The 25,258-nt window shown below is 64.2% G+C and carries 26 protein-coding genes; 21 read left to right on the top strand and 5 right to left on the bottom strand.

The genetic code is table 11. The annotated features are described in order from the left end of the window. The first annotated feature begins 1 nt into the window (after window position 1). The 11 genes from AC1DJW_RS15340 (at window position 2) to AC1DJW_RS15290 (ending at window position 10,228) form a co-directional block, all read left to right on the top strand. On the top strand, window positions 2-787 hold the full coding sequence (locus AC1DJW_RS15340) for a hypothetical protein (RefSeq protein WP_476901794.1): 786 nt from the start codon (window positions 2-4) through the stop codon (window positions 785-787). Between the two features lie 4 nt (window positions 788-791). Next, window positions 792-1,037 carry a hypothetical protein gene (locus AC1DJW_RS15335; protein ID WP_476901793.1) on the top strand — a complete coding sequence of 82 codons (246 nt, stop codon included), beginning with the start codon at window positions 792-794 and terminating at the stop codon, window positions 1,035-1,037. 45 nt (window positions 1,038-1,082) lie between these two features. Next, window positions 1,083-1,841: a 4-hydroxy-tetrahydrodipicolinate reductase gene (gene dapB, locus AC1DJW_RS15330; RefSeq protein ID WP_284753611.1), complete on the top strand. Its 759-nt coding sequence runs from the start codon at window positions 1,083-1,085 to the stop codon at window positions 1,839-1,841. A gap of 4 nt (window positions 1,842-1,845) precedes the next feature. Continuing rightward, window positions 1,846-2,334, top strand: coding sequence for a hypothetical protein (locus AC1DJW_RS15325; RefSeq protein ID WP_476901792.1), 489 nt, complete (start codon window positions 1,846-1,848; stop codon window positions 2,332-2,334). Window positions 2,335-2,394: 60 nt separating this feature from the next. Next, window positions 2,395-2,757 (top strand): hypothetical protein, encoded by a 363-nt coding sequence (locus tag AC1DJW_RS15320; RefSeq protein ID WP_284753607.1) that lies wholly within the window; start codon window positions 2,395-2,397, stop codon window positions 2,755-2,757. An 86-nt stretch (window positions 2,758-2,843) separates the two neighbouring features. Beyond that, entirely contained in the window at window positions 2,844-3,755 is a 912-nt protein-coding gene (gene dapA, locus AC1DJW_RS15315; protein ID WP_390282811.1) for a 4-hydroxy-tetrahydrodipicolinate synthase, read from the top strand. Between the two features lie 27 nt (window positions 3,756-3,782). Then, window positions 3,783-5,474, top strand: a complete 1,692-nt coding sequence (locus AC1DJW_RS15310; protein ID WP_476901791.1) for a ribonuclease J — start codon at window positions 3,783-3,785, stop codon at window positions 5,472-5,474. Between the two features lie 207 nt (window positions 5,475-5,681). Then, on the top strand, window positions 5,682-8,531 hold the full coding sequence (locus AC1DJW_RS15305) for an FtsK/SpoIIIE family DNA translocase (RefSeq protein ID WP_476901790.1): 2,850 nt from the start codon (window positions 5,682-5,684) through the stop codon (window positions 8,529-8,531). A gap of 9 nt (window positions 8,532-8,540) precedes the next feature. Next, the gene (gene pgsA / locus AC1DJW_RS15300) at window positions 8,541-9,143 is read left to right on the top strand and encodes a CDP-diacylglycerol--glycerol-3-phosphate 3-phosphatidyltransferase (RefSeq protein ID WP_390282813.1); all 603 of its coding nucleotides are present in this window, start codon (window positions 8,541-8,543) and stop codon (window positions 9,141-9,143) included. Continuing rightward, complete coding sequence (locus AC1DJW_RS15295; protein WP_284753603.1) at window positions 9,140-9,643, top strand: CinA family protein; 504 nt, start codon at window positions 9,140-9,142, stop codon at window positions 9,641-9,643. The genes pgsA and AC1DJW_RS15295 overlap by 4 nt, the downstream gene beginning before the upstream one ends. Window positions 9,644-9,775: 132 nt before the next feature. Beyond that, window positions 9,776-10,228: a helix-turn-helix domain-containing protein gene (locus AC1DJW_RS15290; protein ID WP_078105673.1), complete on the top strand. Its 453-nt coding sequence runs from the start codon at window positions 9,776-9,778 to the stop codon at window positions 10,226-10,228. A 72-nt stretch (window positions 10,229-10,300) separates the two neighbouring features. Here AC1DJW_RS15290 and AC1DJW_RS15285 read toward each other — a convergent pair whose 3' ends face one another. Next, window positions 10,301-10,798, bottom strand: a complete 498-nt coding sequence (locus AC1DJW_RS15285) for a MarR family winged helix-turn-helix transcriptional regulator (protein WP_078105745.1) — start codon at window positions 10,796-10,798, stop codon at window positions 10,301-10,303. A gap of 41 nt (window positions 10,799-10,839) precedes the next feature. Here AC1DJW_RS15285 and AC1DJW_RS15280 point away from each other — a divergent pair, with 41 nt between their 5' ends. The 7 genes from AC1DJW_RS15280 (at window position 10,840) to dapF (ending at window position 17,937) form a co-directional block, all read left to right on the top strand. Continuing rightward, the gene (locus AC1DJW_RS15280; protein ID WP_284753600.1) at window positions 10,840-11,079 is read left to right on the top strand and encodes a DUF3046 domain-containing protein; all 240 of its coding nucleotides are present in this window, start codon (window positions 10,840-10,842) and stop codon (window positions 11,077-11,079) included. A 240-nt stretch (window positions 11,080-11,319) separates the two neighbouring features. Continuing rightward, window positions 11,320-12,369, top strand: a complete 1,050-nt coding sequence (recA, locus tag AC1DJW_RS15275; RefSeq protein ID WP_059387807.1) for a recombinase RecA — start codon at window positions 11,320-11,322, stop codon at window positions 12,367-12,369. Between the two features lie 64 nt (window positions 12,370-12,433). Beyond that, window positions 12,434-13,015 carry a regulatory protein RecX gene (locus tag AC1DJW_RS15270; protein WP_459340801.1) on the top strand — a complete coding sequence of 194 codons (582 nt, stop codon included), beginning with the start codon at window positions 12,434-12,436 and terminating at the stop codon, window positions 13,013-13,015. Between the two features lie 129 nt (window positions 13,016-13,144). After that, entirely contained in the window at window positions 13,145-14,383 is a 1,239-nt protein-coding gene (locus tag AC1DJW_RS15265; protein ID WP_476901789.1) for an aggregation-promoting factor C-terminal-like domain-containing protein, read from the top strand. Then, window positions 14,358-15,986 (top strand): tRNA (N6-isopentenyl adenosine(37)-C2)-methylthiotransferase MiaB, encoded by a 1,629-nt coding sequence (gene miaB, locus AC1DJW_RS15260; protein WP_459340800.1) that lies wholly within the window; start codon window positions 14,358-14,360, stop codon window positions 15,984-15,986. Before AC1DJW_RS15265 ends, miaB begins: the two co-directional genes overlap by 26 nt. A 6-nt stretch (window positions 15,987-15,992) precedes the next feature. Next, a complete protein-coding gene (miaA, locus tag AC1DJW_RS15255; RefSeq protein ID WP_476901788.1) occupies window positions 15,993-16,937 on the top strand; it encodes a tRNA (adenosine(37)-N6)-dimethylallyltransferase MiaA in 945 nt (314 codons plus the stop codon). Window positions 16,938-16,968: 31 nt separating this feature from the next. Then, window positions 16,969-17,937, top strand: coding sequence for a diaminopimelate epimerase (dapF, locus tag AC1DJW_RS15250; RefSeq protein ID WP_284753592.1), 969 nt, complete (start codon window positions 16,969-16,971; stop codon window positions 17,935-17,937). On the opposite strand, the gene AC1DJW_RS15245 is transcribed toward dapF, so the two are convergent. Then, on the bottom strand, window positions 17,918-18,532 hold the full coding sequence (locus AC1DJW_RS15245; RefSeq protein ID WP_390282817.1) for a class I SAM-dependent methyltransferase: 615 nt from the start codon (window positions 18,530-18,532) through the stop codon (window positions 17,918-17,920). The two genes, dapF and AC1DJW_RS15245, sit on opposite strands and share 20 nt — an antisense overlap. Window positions 18,533-18,543: 11 nt before the next feature. After that, window positions 18,544-18,684: a hypothetical protein gene (locus AC1DJW_RS15240; RefSeq protein WP_476901787.1), complete on the bottom strand. Its 141-nt coding sequence runs from the start codon at window positions 18,682-18,684 to the stop codon at window positions 18,544-18,546. Between the two features lie 226 nt (window positions 18,685-18,910). Here AC1DJW_RS15240 and hflX point away from each other — a divergent pair, with 226 nt between their 5' ends. Beyond that, entirely contained in the window at window positions 18,911-20,473 is a 1,563-nt protein-coding gene (hflX, locus tag AC1DJW_RS15235; protein WP_476901786.1) for a GTPase HflX, read from the top strand. Next, a complete protein-coding gene (locus AC1DJW_RS15230) occupies window positions 20,466-22,523 on the top strand; it encodes an ATP-dependent DNA helicase (protein WP_476901785.1) in 2,058 nt (685 codons plus the stop codon). The genes hflX and AC1DJW_RS15230 overlap by 8 nt, the downstream gene beginning before the upstream one ends. A gap of 103 nt (window positions 22,524-22,626) precedes the next feature. Here the strand turns inward: AC1DJW_RS15230 and AC1DJW_RS15225 are convergent, their stop codons facing one another. Further along, window positions 22,627-23,175, bottom strand: coding sequence for a pentapeptide repeat-containing protein (locus AC1DJW_RS15225; RefSeq protein WP_476901784.1), 549 nt, complete (start codon window positions 23,173-23,175; stop codon window positions 22,627-22,629). A 571-nt stretch (window positions 23,176-23,746) separates the two neighbouring features. Then, on the bottom strand, window positions 23,747-24,496 hold the full coding sequence (gene lexA, locus AC1DJW_RS15220) for a transcriptional repressor LexA (RefSeq protein ID WP_059387803.1): 750 nt from the start codon (window positions 24,494-24,496) through the stop codon (window positions 23,747-23,749). 367 nt (window positions 24,497-24,863) lie between these two features. Here lexA and AC1DJW_RS15215 point away from each other — a divergent pair, with 367 nt between their 5' ends. Then, window positions 24,864-25,223, top strand: coding sequence for a LysM peptidoglycan-binding domain-containing protein (locus AC1DJW_RS15215; protein WP_476901783.1), 360 nt, complete (start codon window positions 24,864-24,866; stop codon window positions 25,221-25,223). Window positions 25,224-25,258 lie beyond the last annotated feature (35 nt).

The following is a 25,258-nucleotide window of genomic DNA, read 5'->3' as shown; positions in this document are numbered from 1 at the left end:
GATGCTGCGCCCACCCATCCGAATCGCTCGCCAGCAAGACGCGCAACGGCGGAGCGAGCTCGTGTCTGCCGAGACGATCCGGATCCTCCGGACACGGACGTCCGTGGTCGTGCTGTTGCTCGGAGCAGCCGTACCGCTCGCGCTCGGCGTTGGACAAGCGATCTATCGAAAGGTGTCTTCGCCGGCACCGGATCTGACAGGTATCGCGACGGCCGGGGTCGACATCTTCGCGTTCGTGGCAGCTCTGGCTGCGGCCATCGGCGTTGGCCGCGACTACCAGATGGGAGCGATCGCCTTCCGGATGTTGCTCGTCCCGCGCCGCGGACGGCTGCTTGCCGCGAGCGCACTCGGGTACAGCGGGGTTGCCGCAGCACTTGCGGTGCTCGTCATGCTCGTTGTCGGCGTCTTCGCTGCTGTGTTCGGCGGGGCGTTCGCGCCCTTCTCTGCTGACTCCGTCGCCGCGGTAATGCGTTCTATCGCTGCGGTGGCGCTCGCTTCATGCTTCGGTGCAGGGCTCGGGTACGCGGTGCGCTCAGCCACCGTCGCCGCGATCGTCATCATCACCGTCTTTTGGCTTGCGCCGATCACTCTCCTCATCGCCGGACTGAGCGGGGTGCAGGGCGCCACGTCAGTAGCGAATATCACCACCGGGATACTGGTCGGGCAAGCGATCAGCACCACCCCCGAGCCAGGGGACGCCCTCGGGCCCTGGGGAGCGCTCCTCCTTCTTGCGATCTGGTCCGGCGGAGTGCTTCTTCTAGCCGCCCTGCGATTGAAAGGAAAGTGATCCCATGTCCAAGAAAGCCCGATCCTGGCTTTGGTTCCTTGTGCCCACGCTGGTGGTGGCGGCGCTCGTTATCGCAGTCAGCATCCCGGGACTCAAGGCCGCTCAGCAAGAAATCGGTGCCGATTCCCTGACGATTCCAATCGTTGCCATGCTCATCCTCGCCGTCGTTGCCGGCTCGCTGTTGGGACTCATCGTGCTGGGCCTTCGAAATCTCGTTCGACCGCGATCTGTCGCCCCATCCCGCGATTAGGATCCGGGGCAAGTCCGGTTCGCGCCGCCCGGTAGGGTTAAGGACATGACCGAACAACTTGCTGTCGCCGTGTTGGGCGCCCAGGGCCGCATGGGTATCGAAGCCGTCAAAGCGGTGGAGGAAGCCTCCGACATGAAGCTCGTCGCGGCGCTCGGCCGCGGAGATTCCCTTGATACCCTGCTCGACGCCGGCGCCAAGTATGTCGTCGACCTGACCGTTCCGGACAGCACCGAAGCCAACGTCCGCTTCGCCGTCGAACACGGCATGCATGCTGTTGTCGGCACCACTGGCTGGGACGCCGAGCGGCTCGCGGCGTTGCGCGAGTTGCTTGCGGCGAACCCGGAGGCAGGCGTCCTTATCGCCCCCAACTTCGCCCTCGGCTCCGTCCTTGCCTCGGCCTTCGCCGCCAAGGCTTCCAAGTATTTCGAATCGGTGGAAATCATCGAGCTGCACCACCCGAACAAGGTGGACGCGCCCTCGGGCACGGCCGTCCGCACGGCCCAGCTCATTGCCGCCGCCCGCGAAGAAGCCGGCGTCCCCGCTAGCCCGGATGCCACGAACACTGCCCTTGACGGTGCCCGCGGTTGCGATGTGGACGGTGTCCGCGTCCACAGCGTCCGTTTGCGCGGACTCGTGGCGCATCAGGAAGTGCTCCTGGGCGGGCCGGGAGAGCAACTGACCATCCGCCACGATTCCTTCGACCGGGCGTCCTTCATGCCCGGAGTGTTGCTGGGACTGCGCAATGTGGCGTCCCACCCCGGGCTGACCGTCGGCCTGGACGGCTATTTGGATCTGGGGCTGTAGGCGCATGGGCCCGCTCTGGAAGGCATTCAAGGAGAACCGCACCAAGATCTGGGTAGGTGCCGTCACCCTGTTGCTGGTTCTCTATCTCGTGGTCACCTTCGAACGCTCGATCCTGCTGCTCAGTGACGCGAACCTGGTAGCCAAGGGAATCGGCGCTGCCTACCTGGTGCTTCCCATCATCGGAGCGTGGGCACTGATCCGCGAACTTGTCTTCGGTGCACGCACGGAGAAGATGGCCAAGGTGCTCGAAGCGGAGGGCGGGCTGCCGGTGGACAACTTGCCCCGTACACCGGGAGGCCGCATTGTGCGTGCCGCCGCGGACGCCGAGTTTGAGAAGTACCGCGTGGAGGCCGAGGCCGCCCCCGAGGACTGGCGGTCCTGGTTCCGGCTCAGCTGCGCCTACGATGCCGCCGGCGACCGAAAGCGGGCGAGGGAATCCATGCGCGACGCCGTGCGCCTCTTCCGCAGCGAGCACACCGCAGCGGAGCGGTAGCGGCTGTCGCCTCGAAGGAAACACCTTGTATTCGAATATATGTTCGAATACCATGGCTGCATGAGCGATCCTTCGAAGCGGCCGAACGGCTATCCCCATGGCCTGGACGGGCCCATGAAGGCGATGAGCCCGGGCGTCGTCGATTTCCTCTTCCGGCAGCTTGTGGCGGGGGAGCCGCCTGAAGACATGCAGTGGCGGCGCGAGGGAACCGTTCTGGGCGAGCAGCAGCCGGGAGCCGAACTCGCCAGGCGGCTTGCAGAAGCCGACCTTGAATCATTGACCCCCGTTGAATTGTTCGACTATGTGCGGGCAGCCCAACGGCTCGGGGCGTGGGCGGACCGCTTGCGGGAGGCTGCTGTTGCGCAGTATTGCGCGTCGGAGACGCCAGCGAAGCCCGGGCGCCATAGCGACGCTTCAGCCTGAGGCCTTGCTCCCATTTCGCTGAATTTGACGACAATCACGCGGGCCCCATTCTCCTAACCCGCAGCTGACAGGGTAACGTTTTTCGTATGTCTGACTCTCGTGCGAACGTTCCTGCTCTCGGTACCCTTCTGACCGCCATGGTCACCCCGTTCACCAAGGACGGCGAAGTTGACTACAAGCAGGCAGCGGAACTGGCAGTCAAGCTTGTTGACGACGGCTGCGATGGCCTGGTCGTCACCGGAACAACCGGGGAGACGTCCACGCTCACCGATGAGGAAAACCTCGGCATGTTCCGCGCAGTGAAGGAAGCTGTGGGCGGTCGCGCGGCAATCATCGCGGGCACGGGAACCAATGACACTGCCCACTCGGTGCACCTCTCCCAGGAAGCAGCGAAACTCGGCGTCGACGGCCTCTTGATCGTCACCCCGTACTACAACAAGCCGAGCCAGGCCGGCGTCCGGGCCCATTTCGAGACCATTGCGTCCGCCACTGAGCTTCCTGTCATGCTGTACGACATTCCCGGGCGCTCCTCCATCCAGATCGCGCCGGAGACCATGATCGGCCTTGCCTCCCACCCCAACATCGTTGCGGTCAAGGATGCCAAGGCCGACTTCGCCGCGGCCACCCGCGTCATGGCGGAAACCGACCTTCTTTTCTACTCGGGCGACGACGGCCTGACCCTCCAGTGGATGGCCATGGGTGCGGTGGGCCTGATTGGCGTCACCACCCACGTCGTCACCCGCCGTTTCCGTGAACTCATCGACGCCATCAACGCGAACGACCTTGGCACGGCACGCAAGATCAACTTCGAGCTCGAGCCCGTGATCCGGGCGACCATGACCCGGGTCCAAGGCGCCGTCGCCGCCAAACAAATTCTTAAATGGCAGGGAGTCCTGCCCAACTCGGTTGTCCGTTTGCCCCTCGTGGAGCCGGACGCCGCCGAGATCGCAATCATCCGCGAGGACTTGGCGGAAGCTGGAATGGACTTCACTGTCTAGAAAGATTCCGCCGGAAAGTAGCGCATTATGACCCAAACCGCCCTTCCCGGACTTGTCACCCCGCCCAAACTTCCGCAGGGAACACTCCGGATTGTGCCCCTTGGCGGGCTGGGGGAGATCGGCCGCAACATGGCCGTTTTCGAAATCAACGGCAAGATGCTCGTGGTTGACTGCGGCGTGCTCTTCCCCGAAGAGACCCAGCCGGGTGTTGACCTGATCCTGCCCGATTTCTCGTACATCGAGGACAGGCTGGATGACGTAGTTGCCATCGTCCTGACGCACGGCCACGAAGACCACATCGGCGCTGTGCCGTACCTTCTGCGCCTGCGTGCGGACCTGCCGCTGGTCGGTTCCCAGCTGACGCTTGCCCTCGTTGAGGCCAAGCTCCAGGAACACCGGATCAAGCCGTACACCCTCACAGTGGCAGAAGGGCAGGTGGAGCAGTTCGGCCCCTTCGAATGCGAATTCGTTGCCGTCAACCACTCCATTCCGGATGCCTTGGCAGTCTTCATCCGCACCGCCGGCGGCAACGTGCTGCACACGGGCGACTTCAAGATGGACCAGTTGCCCCTCGACGGGCGCATCACGGACCTGCGCCACTTCGCCCGCCTGGGTGAAGAAGGGGTGGACCTGTTCATGGCCGACTCCACCAACGCCGATGTCCCCGGCTTCACCACGGCGGAAAAGGAAATCGGCCCCACCCTGGACCGCTTGTTCGGCCAGGCCAAGAAGCGGATCATCGTCGCCTCCTTCTCCTCCCACGTGCACCGGGTGCAGCAAGTGCTCGACGCCGCCGCCAAGCATGGCCGCAATGTCGCCTTCGTGGGGCGGTCCATGGTGCGCAACATGGCTATCGCCGCGAAACTGGGCTACCTTGACGTCCCGCCGGGAATCCTCGTGGACATCAAGAACATCGACAACCTGCCAGACCACCGCGTAGTCCTCATGTCCACGGGATCCCAGGGTGAACCCATGGCGGCCCTCTCCCGGATGGCCAACGGTGACCACCGCGTGGTGGTGGGCCAGGGCGACACCGTCATTCTCGCCTCGAGCCTTATCCCGGGCAACGAGAACGCGGTCTACCGGATCATCAACGGGTTGCTCAAGCTCGGCGCCGACGTCGTCCACAAGGGCAATGCCAAAGTGCACGTCTCCGGTCACGCCGCCGCGGGCGAGCTGCTCTATTGCTACAACATCCTCAAGCCCCTGAACGCGATGCCTGTGCACGGCGAAACCCGGCACCTCATCGCCAACGGCAACCTTGCGGAGGACTCCGGTGTGCCCTCGGACCGCGTCATCCTCAGCGACAACGGCACGGTCATTGACGTCAGGGACCACAAAGCCAACGTTGTGGGCCAGGTGGAGGTCGGCTTCGTCTATGTGGACGGCTCCAGCGTGGGCGAAATCACCGACGCCGACCTCAAGGATCGCCGGATCCTCGGCGACGAGGGCTTCATCTCGGTCATCACCGTGATCAACCGGACCACCGGCAAGATCGTCTCGGGACCGGAAATCCACGCCCGCGGCGTGGCCGAGGACGATTCCGTCTTTGACGAGATCATCCCCAAGATCAACGCGGCCCTCGAAGACGCAGTGCTCCACCACGCGGACCACACCAACCACCAGCTCCAGCAAGTGGTCCGTCGGGTTATCGGCACGTGGGTCAATCGCAAGCTTCGCCGGCGCCCCATGATCATCCCGTTGGTTCTGGAAGCATAGCCCCGGAGGCCTAGCCCAGCGATACCGGCACAGGCACGCCCCGGAGTCAGTCCATGAACGGCCCGGTTCAAGCGAACCGGGCCGTTCGTGTGTCTAGCCAAGCTCGCCGCGAAGCCAAGTCCGCGGATTGTCCAACAGGGGCAACATGGTTCCTCTGCGCCCCTGAAATCCGCGGGTTTCCGGACGGCTTGGGGTAGCGTGGCCGATATGGCGACTCGTACTACCTCCGCGCCTAGAGGCAGCTCCAACAGCAAATCCGGCGGCTCGGGCAGCAGCCGGACCCCGGCTAAGAGCGGCAGGAGCGGCACAGGCGCGGCCCGCGGCAAGCAGGCCGCCGTCGTCGAACCCCAACAACCGTGGATCCTGCGTGCGCTTGCTGGTGTCTGGTTAGGAATCGGGCACGTGGTGGGTGCGGGCATCCGCCGGATCGGCGATGACGTCAGTGACCTCGATCCCGCGGACCGCCGGGACGGCGCCGCGCTTTTCAACCTGGCGCTCGGTGTCTTCATAGCAACCTTCGCCTGGTGGGGCTTCAAAGGCTGGTTCCCGGACGTTGTCTACAGCATTGTGAACGGAACCTTCGGCTGGGTATCCCTGCTTCTGCCGCTCATGCTTTTCGTCTGCGCTTTCCGGCTCTTCCGGCAGCCGTGGGACAGCCGCGGCAACAACCGCGTGGGCATCGGCTTCCTGATCATGACGTTCGCGGGCGCCGGCCTGGCCCACATTATCGGCGGCCAGCCGACTGTGGCCGACGGCTTCGACGGCCTCCGGCGCGCGGGCGGGATGCTCGGATTCCTCGCGGCGTCGCCCCTTGCCGCCATCCACCCCGCAGTCCCCGTCATCGTCTACGGCGCTTTGGCGTTCATCGCCCTCCTGATTGTCACGGCCACGCCCTTCGGCGCCATTCCCCGGCGTATCCGCGGCGCCTACGAGCACCTCATGGGCGTCGACCTGGTGGATGCCGACGCGCAGCACGGCGATTCCCACGACCGCAGCTACCTCTATGAAAACCAGGCGGACGTTGAACCGAAGAAGAAGCGCCGCAAGCGCTTCTTCGGCAAGGACCACGACGACGACGCCAGGCTTGAGGGCTATGTCGGCGACGAGGCCTTCGAACACGCAATCGTCGACGACGACGCCCCTCCTGCGAAGGGCGCGCCGTCCATCCCGCCAGGGGTGCGCAGGCCGACCCAGGCCGAAATCGCCGTCGAGAAGATCAAAGCGGCACAGGGGCTCGGAAAAGCACAAGCCGACCCGAACGCCACCGAAGCGATCCCCCTGGTCGCGCCGACCGCCGCCGTCCCGCCGGTCATCGTGCCTTCGGCACCGGTCAGCCCGCCCCCGCCCCCGACGCCGATCCCGCAGCGCACCGAACAGCTTTCGCTCGCCGGGGACGTCACCTACACGCTGCCGTCCTCGGACAACCTGACTCCGGGCTCCATTCCGAAGGAGCGCACGGAAGCGAACGACGCCGTCGTTGCCGCCCTGACGGACACGATGCAGCAGTTCAACGTGGACGCCACTGTTACCGGCTTCAGCCGCGGGCCCACCGTGACCCGCTACGAAATCGAACTTGCTCCCGGCACCAAAGTGGAGCGCGTCACGGCCTTGTCCAAAAACATCTCCTACGCCGTGGCATCGAGTGATGTCCGTATCCTCAGCCCCATCCCGGGCAAGTCGGCCATCGGCATCGAGATCCCCAACACTGACCGCGAAACCGTGTCCCTCGGCGATGTCCTGCGAAGCCAGAACGCGAGGCGGACAGACCACCCCATGGTGATGGGCGTCGGCAAGGACGTCGAGGGCGGCTACGTCGTCGCGAACCTCGCCAAGATGCCGCACTTGCTCGTGGCCGGTGCCACAGGTGCGGGTAAGTCGTCCTTCGTGAACTCCATGATCACGTCGATCCTGATGCGCGCCACACCCGATGAGGTCCGCATGGTCATGGTGGACCCCAAGCGCGTGGAACTGACCGCCTATGAGGGCGTTCCGCACTTGATCACGCCGATCATCACCAACCCCAAGAAAGCTGCCGAGGCGCTTCAGTGGGTGGTGCGCGAAATGGACGCCCGCTACGACGACCTCGCCAACTACGGCTTCAAGCACATCGACGACTTCAACAAGGCTGTCCGCGCTGGCAAGGTTGTTCCGCCGGTTGACTCCAAGCGCGTCATCAAGCCATACCCATACTTGCTGGTGATCGTGGACGAGCTAGCCGACCTCATGATGGTTGCCCCGCGCGATGTCGAAGACTCGATTGTCCGGATCACCCAGCTCGCCCGTGCTGCCGGCATCCACCTGGTCCTGGCCACCCAGCGTCCGTCCGTTGACGTCGTCACCGGCCTGATCAAGGCGAACGTCCCCTCGCGTATGGCGTTCGCCACCTCCTCCGTCACCGACTCCCGCGTGGTCCTGGACCAACCCGGCGCCGAGAAACTCATTGGCCAGGGTGACGCGCTCTTCCTGCCGATGGGCGCCTCCAAGGCGATGCGCGTGCAGGGCGCCTGGGTCACGGAGTCCGAGATCCATCGGGTGGTGGAGCACGTCAAGGGACAACTCAAGGCTGTCTACCGTGACGACGTCGCGCCCGAGGCGCAGAAGAAGCAGATCGACGACGATATTGGAGACGACCTCGAGGTCCTGCTTCAGGCCACCGAACTCGTGGTCACCACACAGTTCGGCTCCACATCGATGTTGCAGCGCAAGCTCCGGGTCGGCTTCGCCAAGGCCGGCCGCCTTATGGACCTGTTGGAGTCGCGCGGCGTCGTGGGTCCGTCCGAAGGTTCCAAGGCCCGCGATGTGCTGGTGAAGCCGGACGACCTCGCTCCCGTGCTGGCAGCCATGAAGGGGCAGGAGGCTCCGGCTACGCCCGACGCGCACACCGCGGCGCTAAGCGACAACGCGAACGCGAACATCGCCGTCGGCGGCTATGCCGAAGACCTGGTTGCCGCCGATCTCGAACGTCGCAAGCAGGTCACTGATTACCACGACGGAGCAGATGGCCTCGATGACGAGGACGACGGCGGCGAGGACGCCTGGTCACTGACCGGACGGTAGCCTAGAGGGGTGACTACATCCGACGGCAGCAAAGCCGGTTCCAGCAGCTCCGATATCTGGAACCTGCCCAACATCCTGACGATGCTCCGGATTGTCCTGGTCCCGTTCTTCGTGTGGTTCCTCCTGGAGGACAACAGCCAGCACGGCATTTGGCGCTGGGCCGCAGTGGTGGCCTTCGCAGTTGCGATCTACACGGACAAGCTCGACGGCGACATCGCCCGGAGCCGCAACCTCGTCACCAACTTCGGCAAGATCGCGGACCCCATTGCCGACAAGTTGCTGATCGGATCGGCTCTCGTTCTCCTGTCGGCGCTGGGGGAGTTGCCTTGGTGGATCACCATCCTCATCCTCGTTCGCGAATGGGGCATCACCGCCTTGCGCTTCTTCGTCATCCGCTATGGCGTGATGCCGGCCTCGCGTGGCGGGAAGCTCAAGACCGTCGTCCAGACTGTCGCCATCTTCCTTTACATCCTGCCGCTGAATTCCTTCGCGCCATGGCTCGTCAGCGTGGCCTTCTGGGTCATGATCGTCGCCCTCGCCATCACGGTGTGGACCGGCGTCGAATACGTCATCGAGGCCGCAAAGCTTCGCACGGCAGGCAAGCGCGCATGAGCGCTGCCGCGGATGAAGTGGCCGCGTCGGCGGTAGCGCTCGCCATCGAGCGGGGCATCACCGTGGCTACCGCGGAATCCCTGACCGCCGGGATGGTTGCCGCCACCCTCGCCGATACTCCAGGGGCGTCAGGCATGCTCCAGGGCGGGGTGGTCGCCTATCAGAATGCTGTCAAGGCCGGAATCCTGGGCGTGTCCGAGGAGTTGCTTGCCGCACTCGGATCCGTCGACGCCGAGGTGGCGGCAGCTATGGCCGACGGGGCCAGACGCGCGTGCGGGGCCGACGTCGGAATCTCCACAACGGGGGTTGCGGGGCCCTTGCCCCACGACGGGAAGCCGGTTGGCACCGTCTTCATTGGCGTCGCCACCCCGGGCGGGGCCGCGGCGCATTCCTACTCGTTCAGCGGCGACCGGCCGAGTATCCGGGCGCAGGCAACCGAGGCCGCATTGGAGCGCTTGTTGGAGTGCCTTGTCCATGCCGACCTACCACACGTAAAGTAGCCGGGAACAAAAACTGCGGCCCAATAGTTGTTACATTGTGTCGCCTCGGAATGGCCGGGGCGCCTAGGATGTAGAAAACAACCGGTGCACCTGCAAGGTGAACCGGACTCACGAGGGAGCAAGGCGATACAGATGGTTAAGCAGCCCGTATCCGTAAACGGCGTTGTCCGCTGGAAGGATGTGGGCTTGGCCGAGAAGGCACCGAGCGAACAGAAGGAGCGCAAAATGGTTGTACTGCGTCACGAAATTGGTGATGTCCTGCGCGATGTCCGCCAGCGTCAGGGCCGCACGCTCCGCGAAGTCTCGCACAGCGCCCGCGTTTCCCTTGGCTACCTGAGCGAAGTTGAGCGCGGCCAGAAGGAAGCATCCTCAGAGCTGCTGTCCTCTATCTGCTCCGCCCTGGACGTTCCATTGTCCGGCATGCTCCGCGAAGTCAGTGACCGGGTTGCCGTCGCCGAAGGCGTCGCTGTTCCGGACACCGTCCCGCAGGAATTCGCCCAGCGCTACGGCCGCGATCTCGACCGCGAGCTCAGCGCCGAACTGAACGACGATTTCACCCAAGGCATGCTCTCCGGAGCCCGCTAGGCGGACCCGAAATAAAGAAGGAGGACCTCCAACTGGAGGTCCTCCTTCTTTGGTCTATGTGGTTTGGTGCGGTCAGTCCTTGCCGATTCCTTCGCCGTAGGCAGCATTGAGCCGTTCAATGTAGTCGGCCAGCGTCTGGATTTCTTCCAGCGGCCACTCACCCAGGCGTTCCCGGAAAACCTGCCGGCGTGCGTCCTGGACCTGGTGCATCTTTTCTTCGCCCTTGGGCGTGAGCCGGATCGATTGTGCGCGTCCGTCCTGGGGGTCGGCTTCTTTGTAGACCATGCCGATGCTCTCAAGGAACGCGATCTGGCGGCTCACCGACGGTTTCCCGACGCCGATGCACGAGGCAAGCTCCGTCAAACGAATGGGGCCCTCTTTCCTAATGATCGTCAGCAGTCCGTAGGCTGCTGGCTCCATGTCGGGATGGACCTGGCGGGATAACTGGTGGGATAGCGATCGTGCGCGTCGCCAGAACATGCTCAGCTGGTGTTCCACCTGTTGGAGGGCGGCGTCGACGTTGTCGCCGGCCTCCACCATCTCCGGCGCGTCGTCGGGAGTGTTGCTCATGACAACCATTCTAGAGTCCGCTCCCGTGAGAGACTCTATTGGTGCGTATCAGTGACTTCTGGCGGCTGATGGACGATGAATTCGGGGCTGGCTACTCCAGGGTCCTCAGCAGCTCCCTTGTATTGGCCGGCGTCGGCGGCCGTACGGCAAACGAAGCCTTGGCAGCGGGCTACAGCCCCCGCGACGTCTGGCTTGCCCTGTGCGATGTCCAGGACGTTCCTCCGGAGCGACGGCTCGGCAGGGACATCAAGCCTGCCGACAAGGGTTCCAGCACGTTCTGAGTTCCAGTTCATGGCGGACACGCCCGCAAATTTGTTCGAATATCTGTTCGGATGAGGCTATGCTCCTATCAGAGGAAAATTGATCCTGGCGGAGCGGTTTCCGTGTCATTCGAAGCCCGTAGTTGTCCACATAGGCGAAGTCGCACACAAAATTGTCAGCGGCTCGTACTAGCGTCGGATGAGACAGGAAAACGGCCGTTCAGGCCAGTCCACAGCGAGAAAGCATCAGAGGTGTGAACCATGGCGGCAAACCAGGATCGTGAGAAGGCGCTCGAGGCGGCGCTTGCCCAGATCGACAAGCAATTCGGCAAGGGCTCCATCATGCGCTTGGGTGACGACATCCGTGCGCCTATCGAAGTCATTCCCACCGGTTCCATTGCCCTGGACGTCGCCCTTGGTATTGGCGGCCTGCCGCGCGGTCGTATCGTGGAAATCTACGGCCCGGAATCCTCGGGTAAGACCACCGTGGCACTCCATGCTGTAGCCAATGCCCAGCGCCAGGGCGGCATCGCTGCCTTCATCGACGCCGAGCACGCCCTCGATCCCGAGTACGCGGCGAAACTGGGCGTCGACACCGACGCGCTGTTGGTTTCGCAGCCGGATACAGGTGAGCAGGCCTTGGAAATCATGGATATGCTGATCGGCTCCGGCTCCTTGGATATCGTCGTGATTGACTCCGTCGCCGCCTTGGTTCCGCGTGCCGAAATCGAAGGCGAAATGGGCGACTCCCACGTCGGCCTCCAGGCCCGCCTCATGAGCCAGGCCCTGCGCAAGATCACCGGCCGGCTGAGCCAGACCAAGACGACCGCTATCTTCATCAACCAGCTCCGTGAGAAGATCGGCGTTTTCTTCGGTTCTCCCGAGACCACTACCGGTGGTAAGGCCCTGAAGTTCTACGCTTCCATCCGCATCGACGTCCGCCGCATCCAGACGCTGAAGGAAGGTGCGGATTCGGTAGGTAACCGCACCAAGGCCAAGATCGTCAAGAACAAGATGGCTCCGCCCTTCAAGATTGCCGAGTTCGACATCATCTACGGCCAGGGCATTTCCCGTGAGGGCGGCATCATCGACATGGGCGTCGAGCACGGCATCATCAAGAAGTCCGGTTCATGGTTCACCTATGACGGCGACCAGCTGGGGCAGGGCATGGAGAATTCCCGCCGCTTCCTGCGGGACAACCCGGAGCTGGCGGCAGACCTCGAGCGGCTCATCAAGGAGAAGCTTGGCGTCGGAGTAGTCAAGCCTGCCGAAGCCGAAAAATCTCCGAAGCTGAAGGCCGTTGACGGCTAAGCGCCAGGGCCGCTCCCGTTCCTCAAGTTCTTCCCGGTCGTGGGGTCCGTCTGCGGATTCGTCCGTGGCGGCGGACCCCGAGGCCAATCCGGAATCGGTAGCCCGGGCCATTGTTTTGCGCCAACTGACCAACTCGCCCAAGAGCAGGCTTCAGCTTGCACGCAAACTGGCTGAGCGGAATGTGCCGGAAGATGTAGCCGAAGCCGTGTTGGACCGCTTCGAGGAAGTCCGGCTCATTGATGACGCCGACTTCGCCGAGATGTGGGTCCGCAGCCGTTCCCAGTCGAGGAAACTCGCCCGGGGTGCGTTGAGGCGCGAATTGGCGGACAAAGGCATCGACACCGAAACCGCAGAGCAGGCACTGGCGCAAGTGAGCGATGAGGACGAGCTGAGTGCGGCCAGGGACCTGGTCGCGCGCCGTTTGAGGTCCGGCACGGACCTTTCCGACAGGACCGAGCGGGACAAGCAAACCCGGCGGCTCGCGTCGATGCTTGCCCGCAAGGGCTACCAGCCATCGGCGGCGTTCCGGATTGTTGGCGAGGTCCTGGACGAAGCCTTGGCGGGGGAACCGGAGTCCTACCGTACCGGGCCGGAGTCACACAGTATCGGGTCACGCGGTGGTCCGGACCCGGACGACTTCGGCTAAGCTGCGCTGCCTGGGAAACTGAGAGCTGCCTGTGAGTATTGCCCCGGGCAGCGGGGTTGGGTGGCTTCTTGATGGTCGTCGGCTAAGGTTCTTGACTAGTGTTCCGAGTCGGGAAGCAGGTCAGATCCAATGCATCCGTTGTCGTTACGGCTTTCGGCAATCATTGTTCCCTTGCTCGTCGCGTCGCTTCTCCAGGCAGGCCCGGCCTCCGCAGACGATGATGCGCCGCCGTCGGGCTATCCCAGTTGGGCAGAGGTACAGCAGGCCCAGGGGAACGAAGCTGCCGCAAGCGCCGAAGTGGACCGTATCAACCAGTTATTGGCCGGCCTCCAGCAGAAGTCCGGAGAACTCGGCGCGGCAGCCATCAAAGCGGGAACCGAGTACGCGAAGGCCCATGACGCGCTGCAGCATCAGCAGGCAGTCACCCAGAAACTGGCTGAGGCGTCCCGACAGGCCAAGGCAAAAGCCGATTCATTGAGGAAGGCCACTTCCTCCCTGGTGGTCAAGGCATACGAGTCGGGCGGCTTCGATCCCGGGCCGTGGTCCCTCGCGAACGCCGCCATCGCACCAGACAACATTCAGAATTTCGCCTTGCTGAACAGGGTTCTGGATCGTACTGCGAAGCTCCACGATGATGCCCTGAGCGCGTCCCAGGCATCCGCTGCCGCGACCGCCCAGGAACAAGCTGCCCGCGACGTCATGGCCCAATTGGACAGCGACGCCGCGGCAAAGGCGCAGGCCGCAGAATCTGCCAGGCGTGCTGCCGAAGACAGCGTTGCCGCCACGGACGGCCAGCGAAAGACCATGGTCGCCCAGCTCGCGTCCTTGACGTCCACTTCTGCCGCAGTTGCGCAGAAATACCAAGAAGGCCAAGTGGCGCTTGCCGCCTATCAGGCCGCCCAGGAAGCCAAGAGGGAAGCGGCGCAGCGCCAAGCGGAAACCGCTGCGGCGGCCGCCGCGGCGGCAGCTGCCAGTAACCAGCCAGTCGTCCAGCCGCCGATCAGCAGCGGCGGTGGCGGCGGCTTCGGAGGCGGGGGAGGCGGCGGGGGTAACGTCGTGAACGACCCCGCAGGTGCACGACAATATGCGTCATCCCGCCTCGGCGCCTACGGCTGGGGCCAGGACCAAATGCAGTGCTTGTCCCTGCTGTGGACCCAGGAATCAAGCTGGATGACGGATGCCACCAATCCCAGCAGCGGTGCCTACGGCGTTGCGCAGGCGCTGCCGCCGGACAAGTACTATTCGGCAGGCAGCGACTGGCTCAGCAACTACCGGACCCAGATCGATTGGGGCCTCGGCTATATCCGCGACCGTTACGGTTCCCCCTGCAACGCTTGGCAGCATGAGATGGGCTTCAACTGGTACTAGTCCGAGGGGCTACCCTAGATTGGTGAGTTCCCCTTCCGCAGCACCAGCACCAGCCTCCATCCAGCAGCCCACTCCGGCCCCTGTCATCGATCCGGCACCCGAGTTCGGGGCGAAGCGCACCTACCAGGTCCGCACCTTCGGTTGCCAGATGAATGTCCATGACTCCGAGCGCATGGCAGGACTCCTGGAGGATGCAGGATATGTGCCCTTCGACGGCGGTGTCGCCGACGTCGTGGTCTTCAACACTTGCGCCGTCCGTGAGAACGCCGACAACAAGCTTTACGGCAACCTTGGCGAACTCAAGCAGGTCAAGGCCGCCCATCCGGGCATGCAGATAGCCGTGGGCGGGTGCCTGGCGCAGAAGGACCGCGAAACCATCGTGCGCAAGGCCCCGTGGGTGGATGCCGTGTTCGGGACCCACAATGTGGGTGCGCTGCCGGCGTTGCTGGACAGGGCCCGCCACAACAACGAGGCGCAGCTTGAAATCCTGGAGTCGCTGGACGTCTTCCCGTCTACTTTGCCCACCAAGCGTGACTCCGTGTACTCGGGCTGGGTCTCCATCTCCGTCGGGTGCAACAACACCTGCACCTTCTGCATTGTGCCGTCGCTCCGCGGCAAGGAGAAGGACCGCCGTCCCGGCGAGATCCTTGCCGAAATCCAAGCGTTGGTGGACGACGGCGCAGTCGAGGTCACCCTGCTCGGCCAGAACGTGAATTCCTACGGCGTCGAATTCGGGGACCGTATGGCCTTCTCCAAGCTGCTGCGCGCCTGCGGTGACATTGACGGCCTCGAGCGGGTCCGCTTCACGAGCCCGCACCCGGCTGCCTTCACCGACGACGTCATCGACGCGATGGCCGAGACCGCCAATGTCATGCCGCAGTTGCACATGCCTCTCCAGTCCGGCTCGGACAAGGTCCTCAAGGACATGCGCCGCTCCTACCGCTCTACCAAGTTCCTGGGGATCCTGGACAAGGTCCGTGACAAGATTCCCCACGCCGCGATCACCACCGATATCATCGTGGGCTTCCCCGGCGAGACGGAAGAGGACTTCCAGGCCACGCTCGACGTCGTCGAGAAGTCACGCTTCGCCTCAGCCTTCACTTTCCAGTACTCCAAGCGCCCGGGCACCCCGGCCGCGGACCTTCCGGACCAGCTGCCCAAGGCCGTTGTCCAGGAACGCTACGAGCGGCTGACCGCCCTCCAGGACCGCATCGCGGCCGAGGAGAACGCGAAACAGCTCGGACGCCGGGTTGAACTCCTTGTCACGGCGCAGTCCGGCCGCAAGGCCGAGGAAACGCATCGCTTGTCCGGTCGCTCCCAGGACCAGCGGCTGGTCCACTTCTCCGTGCCCGAAGGCGCTGAGACCCCACGCCCCGGAGACTTCGTCACCGTGACGATCACCGAGGCAGCTGCCTTCCACCTCGTTTCAGATCCGGCGACGACGGCGGACTACAGCCTGAGGCGCTCCCGTGCCGGCGACGCGTGGGACCGCTCGCAGGCCGATTCCTGCGGCGCTCCGGCACCGACTGCCGCAGGGACCGGGTCCGGCGGCCTGAAGGCCGTCTCCCTCGGCATGCCGTCGCTCCCCGTGCGACGCGGCTAGCCCGACATGGCTGCAGCACCACCGGCCGGATCAGCTGATCCGAAGCCACCCGTGATCGCCGTCGTCGGGCCCACAGGGTCCGGCAAGTCCGATCTCGGCGTCGCCCTCGCCCTTGCGCTCGACGGCGAGGTCATCAACGCCGATGCCATGCAGTTCTACCGGGGCATGGACATCGGCACGGCCAAGATCAGCGTCGCCGAACGCAGGGGAGTACCCCACCACCTCCTCGACACGATGGATGTCACCGAGGAAGCCAGCGTCTCCGCTTTCCAGGCCGACTGCCGGGCCGCCATCCGTGATATCCATAGCCGCGGGAAGCGTGCCATCCTGGTGGGCGGCTCCGGCCTCTACGTTCGGGCAGCGTTGGATGTCCTGGAGTTTCCTGGCACGGACTCCGACGTACGGCGGCGGCTGGAGGAGGAGCACGAAACATCCGGTCTTCCAGCCCTCCAGGAACGACTCCAACATGTCGACCCCGTTTCGGCGGCCAGGCTCGGCGACGCCCGCCGCGTCATCCGCGCGCTGGAGGTTTTCGAGCTCACCGGCCGCCCGTTCAGCTCCTTCATGCCGCAGCGCGAGTACTTCCAGCCGGCCGTGCAGATAGGGCTCGACGTCGACCGTGGAGTACTCCGCGAGCGTTTGGCCGAGCGCGTTCTGGGGATGGTGGACGCGGGACTTCTTGAAGAGGTCGCCCGATTGGACGCCGCCGGACTGCGACAAGGCAAGACGGCATCGCGGGCTCTCGGATACGCCCAGTTCCTTAGGGTCCTCGATGGCGAATCCGACACGGCTACCGCGGCCGAAGAAACCATCGTGGCCACCCGGCAATTCGCCCGGCGCCAGCTCACCTGGTTCCGGGCCGACCCTCGAATCCACTGGCTTGACTGGCAGGATCCGGATTTGGTGGCCAAAGCAGCAGAAATCTGCGCGAGCCCGGCGTCGGTGATTTAGGCGCAACCCTTAGTGCAGGTAGCCTTGAGCCATGGATGAAACCCTTGCATTTTCCGCCCCGCAGCCTACCGCTGCCGGCGGTTCCGTACCCGCCTCCGGTCTTCACGGATTGGCCTTCTCCAAGGGGCACGGAACGGGCAACGACTTCGTCCTCATTGCGGACCCCGAAGACGCGCACCAGATCTCTCCGGAGCAGGTGGCAGCCCTCTGTGACCGCCACCTGGGCGTCGGCGGGGACGGGCTCATCCGAGCCGTCCCTTCACGGTTCCTGCCCGAAGGCGTCCAGCTACTTGAAGCAGATTCCGATGCCGAGTGGTTCATGGACTACCGGAACGGCGACGGCTCGCTGTCCGAAATGTGCGGCAACGGTGTCCGCGTCTTCGTCCAATTCCTCATCGAGCAGGGTCTTGTCACGCTCAACGCCGGTGAATCCCTGACCATCGGGACGCGCGGCGGCATCAAGAAGATCGTCCGGACCTCTGAGGGATATGCGGTGGACATGGGTCCGTGGGAGTTCATTTTCCCCAAGGATGCCACCAGTAAAGCAATGGACTCCCTCGTCAGCGCCGACGGACTGGAAGTCGCCCGCCCAGCCCTTTCTGTCAGCATGGGCAATCCGCACACTGTGGTGGCATTGGCCGAGCTTTCAGAGCTCAAATCCACGCAGCTCTTCAAGGCGCCCGTCGTCGATCCCAAGCCAGCCAACGGCACCAACGTCGAATTCGTGGTTCCTGCGGAGCCCCTCGTCCACGAAGGCGTCGGAAACATCACGATGCGCGTCCACGAACGCGGCGTCGGTGAGACCCAATCGTGCGGCACCGGCGCCTGCGCGGCCGCCGTCGCGATCCGCCACTGGGCCGGCGAAGGCGCACCCGACACGTGGCGCGTCAAGGTGCCGGGCGGCGTCGTCGGCGTGCGGTTCTTCCCTGGAGAAAGCGGCCGCGAACACGTTGAGCTCAGCGGGCCCGCCGTGATTGTCGCTAGCGGGACGCTTTCCTGATCCGCAGGATGCGGAACGATTTCGACGTGCTCTCCCGGGACACCGAGAAGGAACCGTCGAGGGTCTCGGCCAGCCAGCGCTGAAGCGAGTCCGCTCCGAGGTTTTTCTGCACCACGAGCCACGCGTTTCCGCCCGGGGCAAGCCGTGGCAGCCACGTGAGCAGCAGCTCGTGGAGTCCATCCTTGCCGATGCGGATGGGCGGGTTGGACCAGATGGTGTCGAACGTCACGGCCGGGTCGACGTCGTCGGGCAGGCTCGCGGTGACATTCCCGAGCTCCAGCAGGGCCGCGTTCTCGTTCGTCAAGGTGACGCAGCGCTCGTTGACATCCACGGCGTGGACGCGTGCGTGCGGAGCCATGAGCCCCATGGTCAACGCAATGGGACCCCAGCCGCAGCCGATGTCCAGCAGGTTTCCCTGCGGCGCCGGCGGTGGAACCTCGGAGAGAAGGATTGCGGTTCCCTTGTCGATCCCGTCGGGGCTGAAGATGCCGCCCGAGGTCTGGAGCCGGCGGGTCGCGCCGGCCAGTTCCACCGTGAGGGGCTTGCGGGTGAACGGCCCCGCGGGCTGTGCGCTGAAATAGTGAGCAGACTCCATAGCTTGCCAGATTAGTGGCCAGCAGCGGGCAAGGGAAACCGCGGGTCGGCAAGGCTGAACTTGACGGGGTCTGATAGTCTGATGCGCATGTTCTTGATCTTTGAGTAGCTGGCACCGCCCGCGACGTAGGCCTGCCTCATGTGCAGCGCCATTCCGCCTTGGCATGTCCGTTCCAGTCGTTGCTCCCTGACGTCTGGACACTCAGCAGATCGTCCCCTCCCCATCCCGGGATCTGTGCACGCAATCCGCGCAGCCCGTCCCGGATGGAGACCCCAGACAGTCAGCAGAGCCTTGCCAGGCATCAGCCCTGCGCGAATTCCGCGCCACAAGAGACGAATCGGCACTATTCTGGAAGTGCCGAACCCCCTAAAGGAGACCATGACCACGCAGAAGAACACCGGACCCGATTCCGACGCCCAGGACATGAGTCCTGAAGAAATCCAGGCTGTCATCGACCGGATTCTCTCCAAGGACGCACCTGCCATAGTTCAGGACCGCGACGAACCGAGGGGCGTGTTTGGCAAGGCCCAGGCGATCTCCCGCCTGGACGAAGAACACAGCATCTACGACGGCGATCAAGAGGATCTGGCCGAGCGCCGGGCCTTGCGCCGTACTGCGGGCCTGTCCACGGAACTTGAAGATGTCACCGAGGTCGAATACCGGCAGTTGCGCCTTGAGCGCGTGGTGCTGGCAGGCCTCTGGACCGAAGGCACCTTGGCCGACGCCGAGAATTCCCTGCGGGAACTTGCCGCCCTGGCCGAAACGGCCGGCTCGGAAGTCCTGGATGGCATTGTCCAGCGCCGCATGAAGCCGGACCCCGGCACGTTCCTTGGCTCGGGCAAAGCCATGGAGCTCAAGGACATCGTGATGTCCACCGGCGCGGACACCGTGGTGGTCGACGCCGAACTGGCGCCGTCCCAGCGGCGCGGCCTTGAGGACATCGTCAAGGTCAAGGTGGTGGACCGCACCACGTTGATCCTCGACATCTTCGCGCAGCACGCCAAGAGCCGGGAGGGCAAGGCCCAGGTTGAGCTGGCACAGCTCGAATACCTGTTGCCGCGCCTGCGTGGCTGGGGCGATTCCATGTCCCGCCAGGCCGGTGGCCAGGTGGGTGGTGCCGGTGCCGGCATGGGTTCCCGTGGTCCTGGTGAAACCAAGATCGAACTGGACCGCCGTCGAATCCGCACCCGCATGGCCAAGCTACGGCGCGAAATCGCCGCGATGAAGCCATCGCGCGAGACCAAGCGGGCCAACCGCCGTCGTAATGCCGTTCCTTCGGTTGCCATCGCCGGTTACACGAACGCCGGAAAGTCGTCGCTGCTCAACCGCCTGACGGATGCCGGTGTCCTCGTGGAGAACGCGTTGTTCGCCACCTTGGATCCCACGGTGCGCAAGGCCCAGACCCCCGACGGGATCGGCTACACGCTCTCGGACACCGTCGGCTTCGTGCGTTCGCTGCCCACCCAGCTCGTGGAGGCTTTCCGCTCCACGCTGGAAGAGGTGGCCGACGCCGATCTGATCCTCCACGTGGTGGACGTTTCGCATCCCGATCCGGAAGGCCAGATCGCGGCAGTCCGCACGGTGTTCAGCGAAGTGGATGCCCGCAAGATCCCGGAAATCATTGTCCTGAACAAGGCGGACGCCGCGGATCCGTTTGTCATTGAGCGGCTCAAGCAGAAAGAGCCCCGCCACGTCGTCGTGTCCACGCGCACAGGGCAGGGCATTGCCGAACTCCTTGGATCCATCAGCGAGGCTATTCCGCGTCCCGGTGTGCGCCTTGAGGTTCTGATTCCGTACAACCGGGGCGAGCTCATCAACAAGCTGCACAACACCGACGCCGAAATCCTCAGCCTTGAGCATGAGGAGGAAGGCACCCGCGTGGTGGCCATGGTCCACGAGAACCTGGCTGCCGAGTTGGAGTCGTTCGTCAGCAATGGTTGATCCAGAGGCGGGGGAGCGCGGCGAAACCGTGGGGGAACGGACCGCCCTCGAACTCCTGGACAAAGCCGTTGCCGGTATGGGCGGGCAAAACCGCACGGGCCAACACCAGATGGCACGGCAGGTGGCGCGGGCGATCGAGACCGGCGAACACCTCCTGGTTCAGGCGGGCACGGGCACGGGCAAGTCCCTCGCGTACTTGATTCCGCTGATTGCGCACGCGATGGAGTGCAACAAGCCCACCCTCGTGTCCACGGCCACCCTCGCCCTGCAGACGCAGATCGTGGGCCGGGACTTGCCCAGGCTCCTGGAAACCATCAATCCGGAGCTGGAGCGCCCGGTCAGCATCGCCCTGGTCAAGGGCCGGGCCAACTATGTGTGCCGGCACAAGCTGGAGGGCGGTTTCCCCAGCGAGGAGCCTGCCGAGGGGCAGTTGTTCTCCCTCGGCGAGGACACCAGCGTTCCGCACCTCGCCGCAGCCATCGGCGGGCCTGCCTCGCAGCTCGGCAAGGAAGTCCTGCGGCTGCGCGAGTGGGCCGGGAAGACCACGACGGGGGACCGGGACGAACTCATGCCGGGCGTGACGGACCGGGCCTGGCGCCAGGTATCCGTCACGTCAATGGAGTGCCTCGGGGCCCAGAAGTGTCCGATGGCGGAGGAGTGCTTCAGCGAGCTCGCGCGCCACCGTGCCGCGGAGTCCGACGTCGTGGTCACCAACCACGCGATGCTTGCCGTCAGCGCCTTCGAAGGCCTGGCCGTGCTGCCCGAATACGACGTTGTCGTGGTGGACGAGGCCCACGAACTCCAGGACCGCGTGACGGGTGCCGTGTCCGGACAGCTGTCCGTGGCGATGATCCACGCCGCAGCCTCGAGCGCCCGCAAACACACGGCCATCACCGTGGACGCGCTGAACGCGGCCGCCGACCGCTTGGAACTCGTAATCATCGGTGCGCCGTCCGGCCTCCTGCCCAACGGGCTCAACGATGAACAACTTGATTGCGTGGACCAGCTCCGGGAAGCCTGCCGTGCGGCGCTTTCCGATTCGAAGGGGGATTCCTCCAACGCGGTCGACGGCGGACGCCAGCTCGCGCGCTCACGGTTGATGCTGATCCTCGAGCTGTGCGAACGGCTGCTCTCCGCACGGGAAAACAGGGAAGTCGTGTGGCTCTCCCGGAACAGTACCTTCGATCCGCAGCAGGGCTACACCGCGCCCGACGAGGACTCGCCCGCGCTCATCAACATCGCGCCCCTCAGCGTTGCCGGACGCCTCCGGGAAGGGCTCTTCGCGGGCCACACCGTGGTCTTGACCTCTGCCACTTTGGCTATCGGCTCCGCATTCGAGGCCACCGCCGGGGGGCTGGGCCTGACTGGCCAGGGCGCCCCCAGCTGGACGGGCGTGGATGTAGGCTCGCCCTTCGACTACCCGAAGCAGGGCATGCTGTACGTCGCCAAGCACCTGCCCAAGCCGGGGCGCGGCACTTCGCCCGAAGCGCTTGACGAACTTGAAGAGCTCATCAGGGCCTCGCACGGCGGGGCTTTGTGCCTCTTCTCGTCCCGACGCGCAGCCGAGGACGCCGCGGAAGCGATGCGGTCGCGCCTGGACGTGGACATCCTGTGCCAAGGCGAATCGACCATGGCCGCGTTGGTCAGGCAGTTTGCCGAGGAGGAAGACACGTGCCTGTTCGGCACGATGTCCCTCTGGCAAGGCGTTGACGTTCCAGGCGGCTCATGCCGGCTGGTAGTGATTGACCGGATCCCGTTCCCTCGTCCGGACGATCCCCTGATGACGGCACGGTCCCGCGCGGTGGCGCAGGCCGGAGGCAATGGTTTCATGGCCGTGTCTGCCACGCACGCGGCTATCCGGCTGGCACAAGGGGCGGGCCGCCTCATCCGCTCAACGGGGGACAAGGGCGTGGTGGCAGTACTGGATTCACGGCTTTCGACCGAGCGCTACGGCAACTTCCTCCGGGCAGCGTTGCCGCCCTTCTGGCCCACCACGGACCGTTCAGTAGTGCTGGGTGCGCTCGAACGGCTTTACGCCGAGTCGGCTTGAAGAGACCGCATCAGCAAGCAGCGGTCTCAGGCCCGCGAATCCGGCGCTTGTTTCCGACCCCGGAGCCGGTTGGCCCGGAGTTGGAAACAAGCCCCAGTGGTGGTCATCCGTCGTGCCAGTGCGAGGGCACTTCCAGATTCGAGGGCAGCAGAGTTGCGCGACTGCCTCTGGCGGCGTTGAGCTGCGGCTGGGTTAGATACATTGACTTGGATAGATCAGTGCGTTCAAGCCGTGCATCCCTGAGGTCTGCGCCGAGCAGATCGGCCCCCGATAAGTCACTGTCCCGCAGATCCGCGGCAATCAGGTAGGCCCCTCTGAGGTTTGCCCCGCATAACCGGCGGGACCTGAGATTTTTGCCCATCAGATCAGCTCCCGGCTTCAGCGCGGAATCAAGATGATCGCCTCCGGCGGCGAAGTAGGAGGCCCGTACTTCTTCGCTGACTTCCATGAGCGTTGACCTCACCTGGGAGTGAAGTTCTTGAATGTCCAGTGAAAGCAGGTCCGGCAGCTCGCCGCCGACTGCCTGTTCGATCGTGTTCCGGAGCTGTATCGCACGATGTGAGGAGTCGGGATCGAAAGTTCGTGCCTGTGCGTCAGCCAGGTACCAAAGCATCTCATGAAGCCGTCTGGCGGCTTTGAATGCCGAAAACATCTCGTCTTTTATATCAGGGTACGCAAGCCAGCTCTTTCCGGCGAAGAACCCTTGCGATACGTTCTGGCCGGCCCCGAAGCAGTCAAAGACCGTGCAGCCACGAAAGCCTCTTGGGCGCAGGCTGTCGTGGATTGTGCAGGAGAAGTCAGCTGCAAGGTTTTGGCACGGAGAGCCTGCGGGTTTGTCGAGTGCGAAATCTGCAGAGCGGGAGAACCCGAACGCTGTGCAGCAGAGGGCAAAGCAGTTTCCGCAGTCAGGGCGCAGGGATTGCCGGTCGAGGGAAGGTGATGAGGGTTCGGTATGGTTCGCTGACGTTGTTTGCATGTGATCTTCCAGGAGTGAGTTCGGTGGGGGCCGGTGAGCAGGGGAAGTCCATATGGAGTTCCCCTCGCGGGCGCACGGAATCACTGCTCGCTAAGGAGCGGCCTGGAATCGCTGAAAGGCCTGTGGGTCACAGAGAAAAATGAAGTATCACTGGCAGCAGAATACCTGACTACCACCACCGGCGGAGAGGCGGCAGGCCACGGGCCCAGTGCCGTCAAAGCTACCGCGCCGTCAAAGCTAACGCGGACTAAAGCGAGCGCAGGACCGAGACGACTTTGCCCATGATGGTGGCATGGTCGCCCAGGATGGGCTCGTACTGCGTGTTCTGGGGGAGCAGCCACGTGTGGCCGTCGCGCTGCCGGAAGGTCTTGACGGTGGCTTCGTCGTCCAGGAGTGCGGCCACGATGTCGCCGTTGAGTGCGTCGTTCTGCCGCCGTACCACCACCCAGTCTCCATCGCAGATAGCGGCGTCGATCATGGAATCTCCGGCGACCTTCAGCATGAAGAGCTCGCCATGTCCTACCAACTGCCGGGGCAGCGGCAGGACGTCTTCAACGGTCTGGTCCGCCAGGATGGGTCCACCGGCGGCAATGCGCCCTACAAGGGGAACCATGGCCGTGTCACTGGCACTCGCGAGCTCTGTGACGGCCAGGCCGCCGGCGCTACGGAGTTTCGCCGGCGCTTCAACGCCGGGGATGACGGAGCCGCCGTCAAGGGTCAACGGCATGAGGACTTCCATTGCGCGAGGGCGCTTGGGATCGCGGCGAAGATAGCCGAGCTTCTCGAGCTGTGACAACTGGTGCGTGACGCTGGACAAGCTGGCCAAGCCAACGGTGTCCCCGATCTCGCGCATCGACGGCGGATAACCGTGATCGTTCACTGAACGTTGGATGGTCTCCAGGATTTTCTTCTGGCGGACGGTCAGGCTCTTGGGGGCCTTTTGCGGCTGTTGGCTCCGCGCCGAGGCCGACCCGCTGCCAGTGGCTTTCGCTGCCATGTTCGCCAACGCCCTTCCGTTCCACCCGTGCGGCCCTGAGGCGCTTGCCGGGACTAGCGGCCTGAAATGTCAGACCCTCCTGTTGCACTGATTCAGTGCTCGTTCCTTCACTCAAACGTAGGGCAGGCGCAGGCGTTTATCAAACATTTGTTCTAGCGAGTCTCGACATCGTTCGTTGATAAGTGCTAAAAATGTCGTAGCAAAGTTCGAATATGTGTTCTATAAAAGTGATGCAGGCTCCGGTTGTTCGTTCGAATCGTTCGAAGACAACAACGAACAACCGTCCTGCAAGCACTGACTGAAGGCAAGAATTGGCAGCCGCAACCAGGGATTCCGGGACGCGGCATTGTTCAGAAGGGCTCAGCTCATGTCCGCAATCACCATCACCCACACGCCCGGCCGCAAGGCGGCACTTGGACGGCTCCGCCTGACCCGCCGGGGCCGCATGGTCTTCTTCGGCTTCCCGGCAATGCTCCTGGTTGCAGCCCTGCTGAGCCTGGCGGGATTCCTGAATTCGCCGGCCAAGGCTGCTGATTCCACCGCGGAGCTGCAGCCCACCTCCAGTACGAGCGTCACGGTACAAGTGGGCCAGTCTTTGTGGGGGATTGCGGGAATTGCCGCACCGTCCCGGGATCCGCGCGACGTTGTGGCCGAGATTATCCAGCTGAACAACCTCCAGGACGGCCATATCGTGCCAGGCCAGCAACTGTTCATTCCTGCCACTTAGCAGCAACGTTGACCGGGTTGCATGTGCCTGAAACG

The organism is Arthrobacter sp. 05L417 (assembly GCF_056397865.1).
This window is presented reverse-complemented; position numbering and strand designations above follow the sequence as displayed.

Coding starts and splice junctions, on each gene's coding strand:
- AC1DJW_RS15320 (WP_284753607.1), top strand. CDS start 2,395: ATGAGCGATCCTTCGAAGCGGCCGAACGGCTATCCCCATGGCCTGGAC.
- hflX (WP_476901786.1), top strand. CDS start 18,911: ATGACCACGCAGAAGAACACCGGACCCGATTCCGACGCCCAGGACATG.
- AC1DJW_RS15240 (WP_476901787.1), bottom strand. CDS start 18,684: ATGGCGCTGCACATGAGGCAGGCCTACGTCGCGGGCGGTGCCAGCTAC.
- AC1DJW_RS15305 (WP_476901790.1), top strand. CDS start 5,682: ATGGCGACTCGTACTACCTCCGCGCCTAGAGGCAGCTCCAACAGCAAA.
- dapB (WP_284753611.1), top strand. CDS start 1,083: ATGACCGAACAACTTGCTGTCGCCGTGTTGGGCGCCCAGGGCCGCATG.
- AC1DJW_RS15290 (WP_078105673.1), top strand. CDS start 9,776: ATGGTTAAGCAGCCCGTATCCGTAAACGGCGTTGTCCGCTGGAAGGAT.
- AC1DJW_RS15265 (WP_476901789.1), top strand. CDS start 13,145: ATGCATCCGTTGTCGTTACGGCTTTCGGCAATCATTGTTCCCTTGCTC.
- AC1DJW_RS15225 (WP_476901784.1), bottom strand. CDS start 23,175: ATGTTTTCGGCATTCAAAGCCGCCAGACGGCTTCATGAGATGCTTTGG.
- AC1DJW_RS15230 (WP_476901785.1), top strand. CDS start 20,466: ATGGTTGATCCAGAGGCGGGGGAGCGCGGCGAAACCGTGGGGGAACGG.
- AC1DJW_RS15340 (WP_476901794.1), top strand. CDS start 2: ATGCTGCGCCCACCCATCCGAATCGCTCGCCAGCAAGACGCGCAACGG.
- AC1DJW_RS15335 (WP_476901793.1), top strand. CDS start 792: ATGTCCAAGAAAGCCCGATCCTGGCTTTGGTTCCTTGTGCCCACGCTG.
- lexA (WP_059387803.1), bottom strand. CDS start 24,496: ATGGCAGCGAAAGCCACTGGCAGCGGGTCGGCCTCGGCGCGGAGCCAA.
- dapF (WP_284753592.1), top strand. CDS start 16,969: ATGGATGAAACCCTTGCATTTTCCGCCCCGCAGCCTACCGCTGCCGGC.
- AC1DJW_RS15295 (WP_284753603.1), top strand. CDS start 9,140: ATGAGCGCTGCCGCGGATGAAGTGGCCGCGTCGGCGGTAGCGCTCGCC.
- AC1DJW_RS15215 (WP_476901783.1), top strand. CDS start 24,864: ATGTCCGCAATCACCATCACCCACACGCCCGGCCGCAAGGCGGCACTT.
- miaB (WP_459340800.1), top strand. CDS start 14,358: ATGAGATGGGCTTCAACTGGTACTAGTCCGAGGGGCTACCCTAGATTG.
- AC1DJW_RS15245 (WP_390282817.1), bottom strand. CDS start 18,532: ATGGAGTCTGCTCACTATTTCAGCGCACAGCCCGCGGGGCCGTTCACC.
- AC1DJW_RS15310 (WP_476901791.1), top strand. CDS start 3,783: ATGACCCAAACCGCCCTTCCCGGACTTGTCACCCCGCCCAAACTTCCG.
- miaA (WP_476901788.1), top strand. CDS start 15,993: ATGGCTGCAGCACCACCGGCCGGATCAGCTGATCCGAAGCCACCCGTG.
- recA (WP_059387807.1), top strand. CDS start 11,320: ATGGCGGCAAACCAGGATCGTGAGAAGGCGCTCGAGGCGGCGCTTGCC.
- AC1DJW_RS15285 (WP_078105745.1), bottom strand. CDS start 10,798: ATGAGCAACACTCCCGACGACGCGCCGGAGATGGTGGAGGCCGGCGAC.
- AC1DJW_RS15325 (WP_476901792.1), top strand. CDS start 1,846: ATGGGCCCGCTCTGGAAGGCATTCAAGGAGAACCGCACCAAGATCTGG.
- dapA (WP_390282811.1), top strand. CDS start 2,844: ATGTCTGACTCTCGTGCGAACGTTCCTGCTCTCGGTACCCTTCTGACC.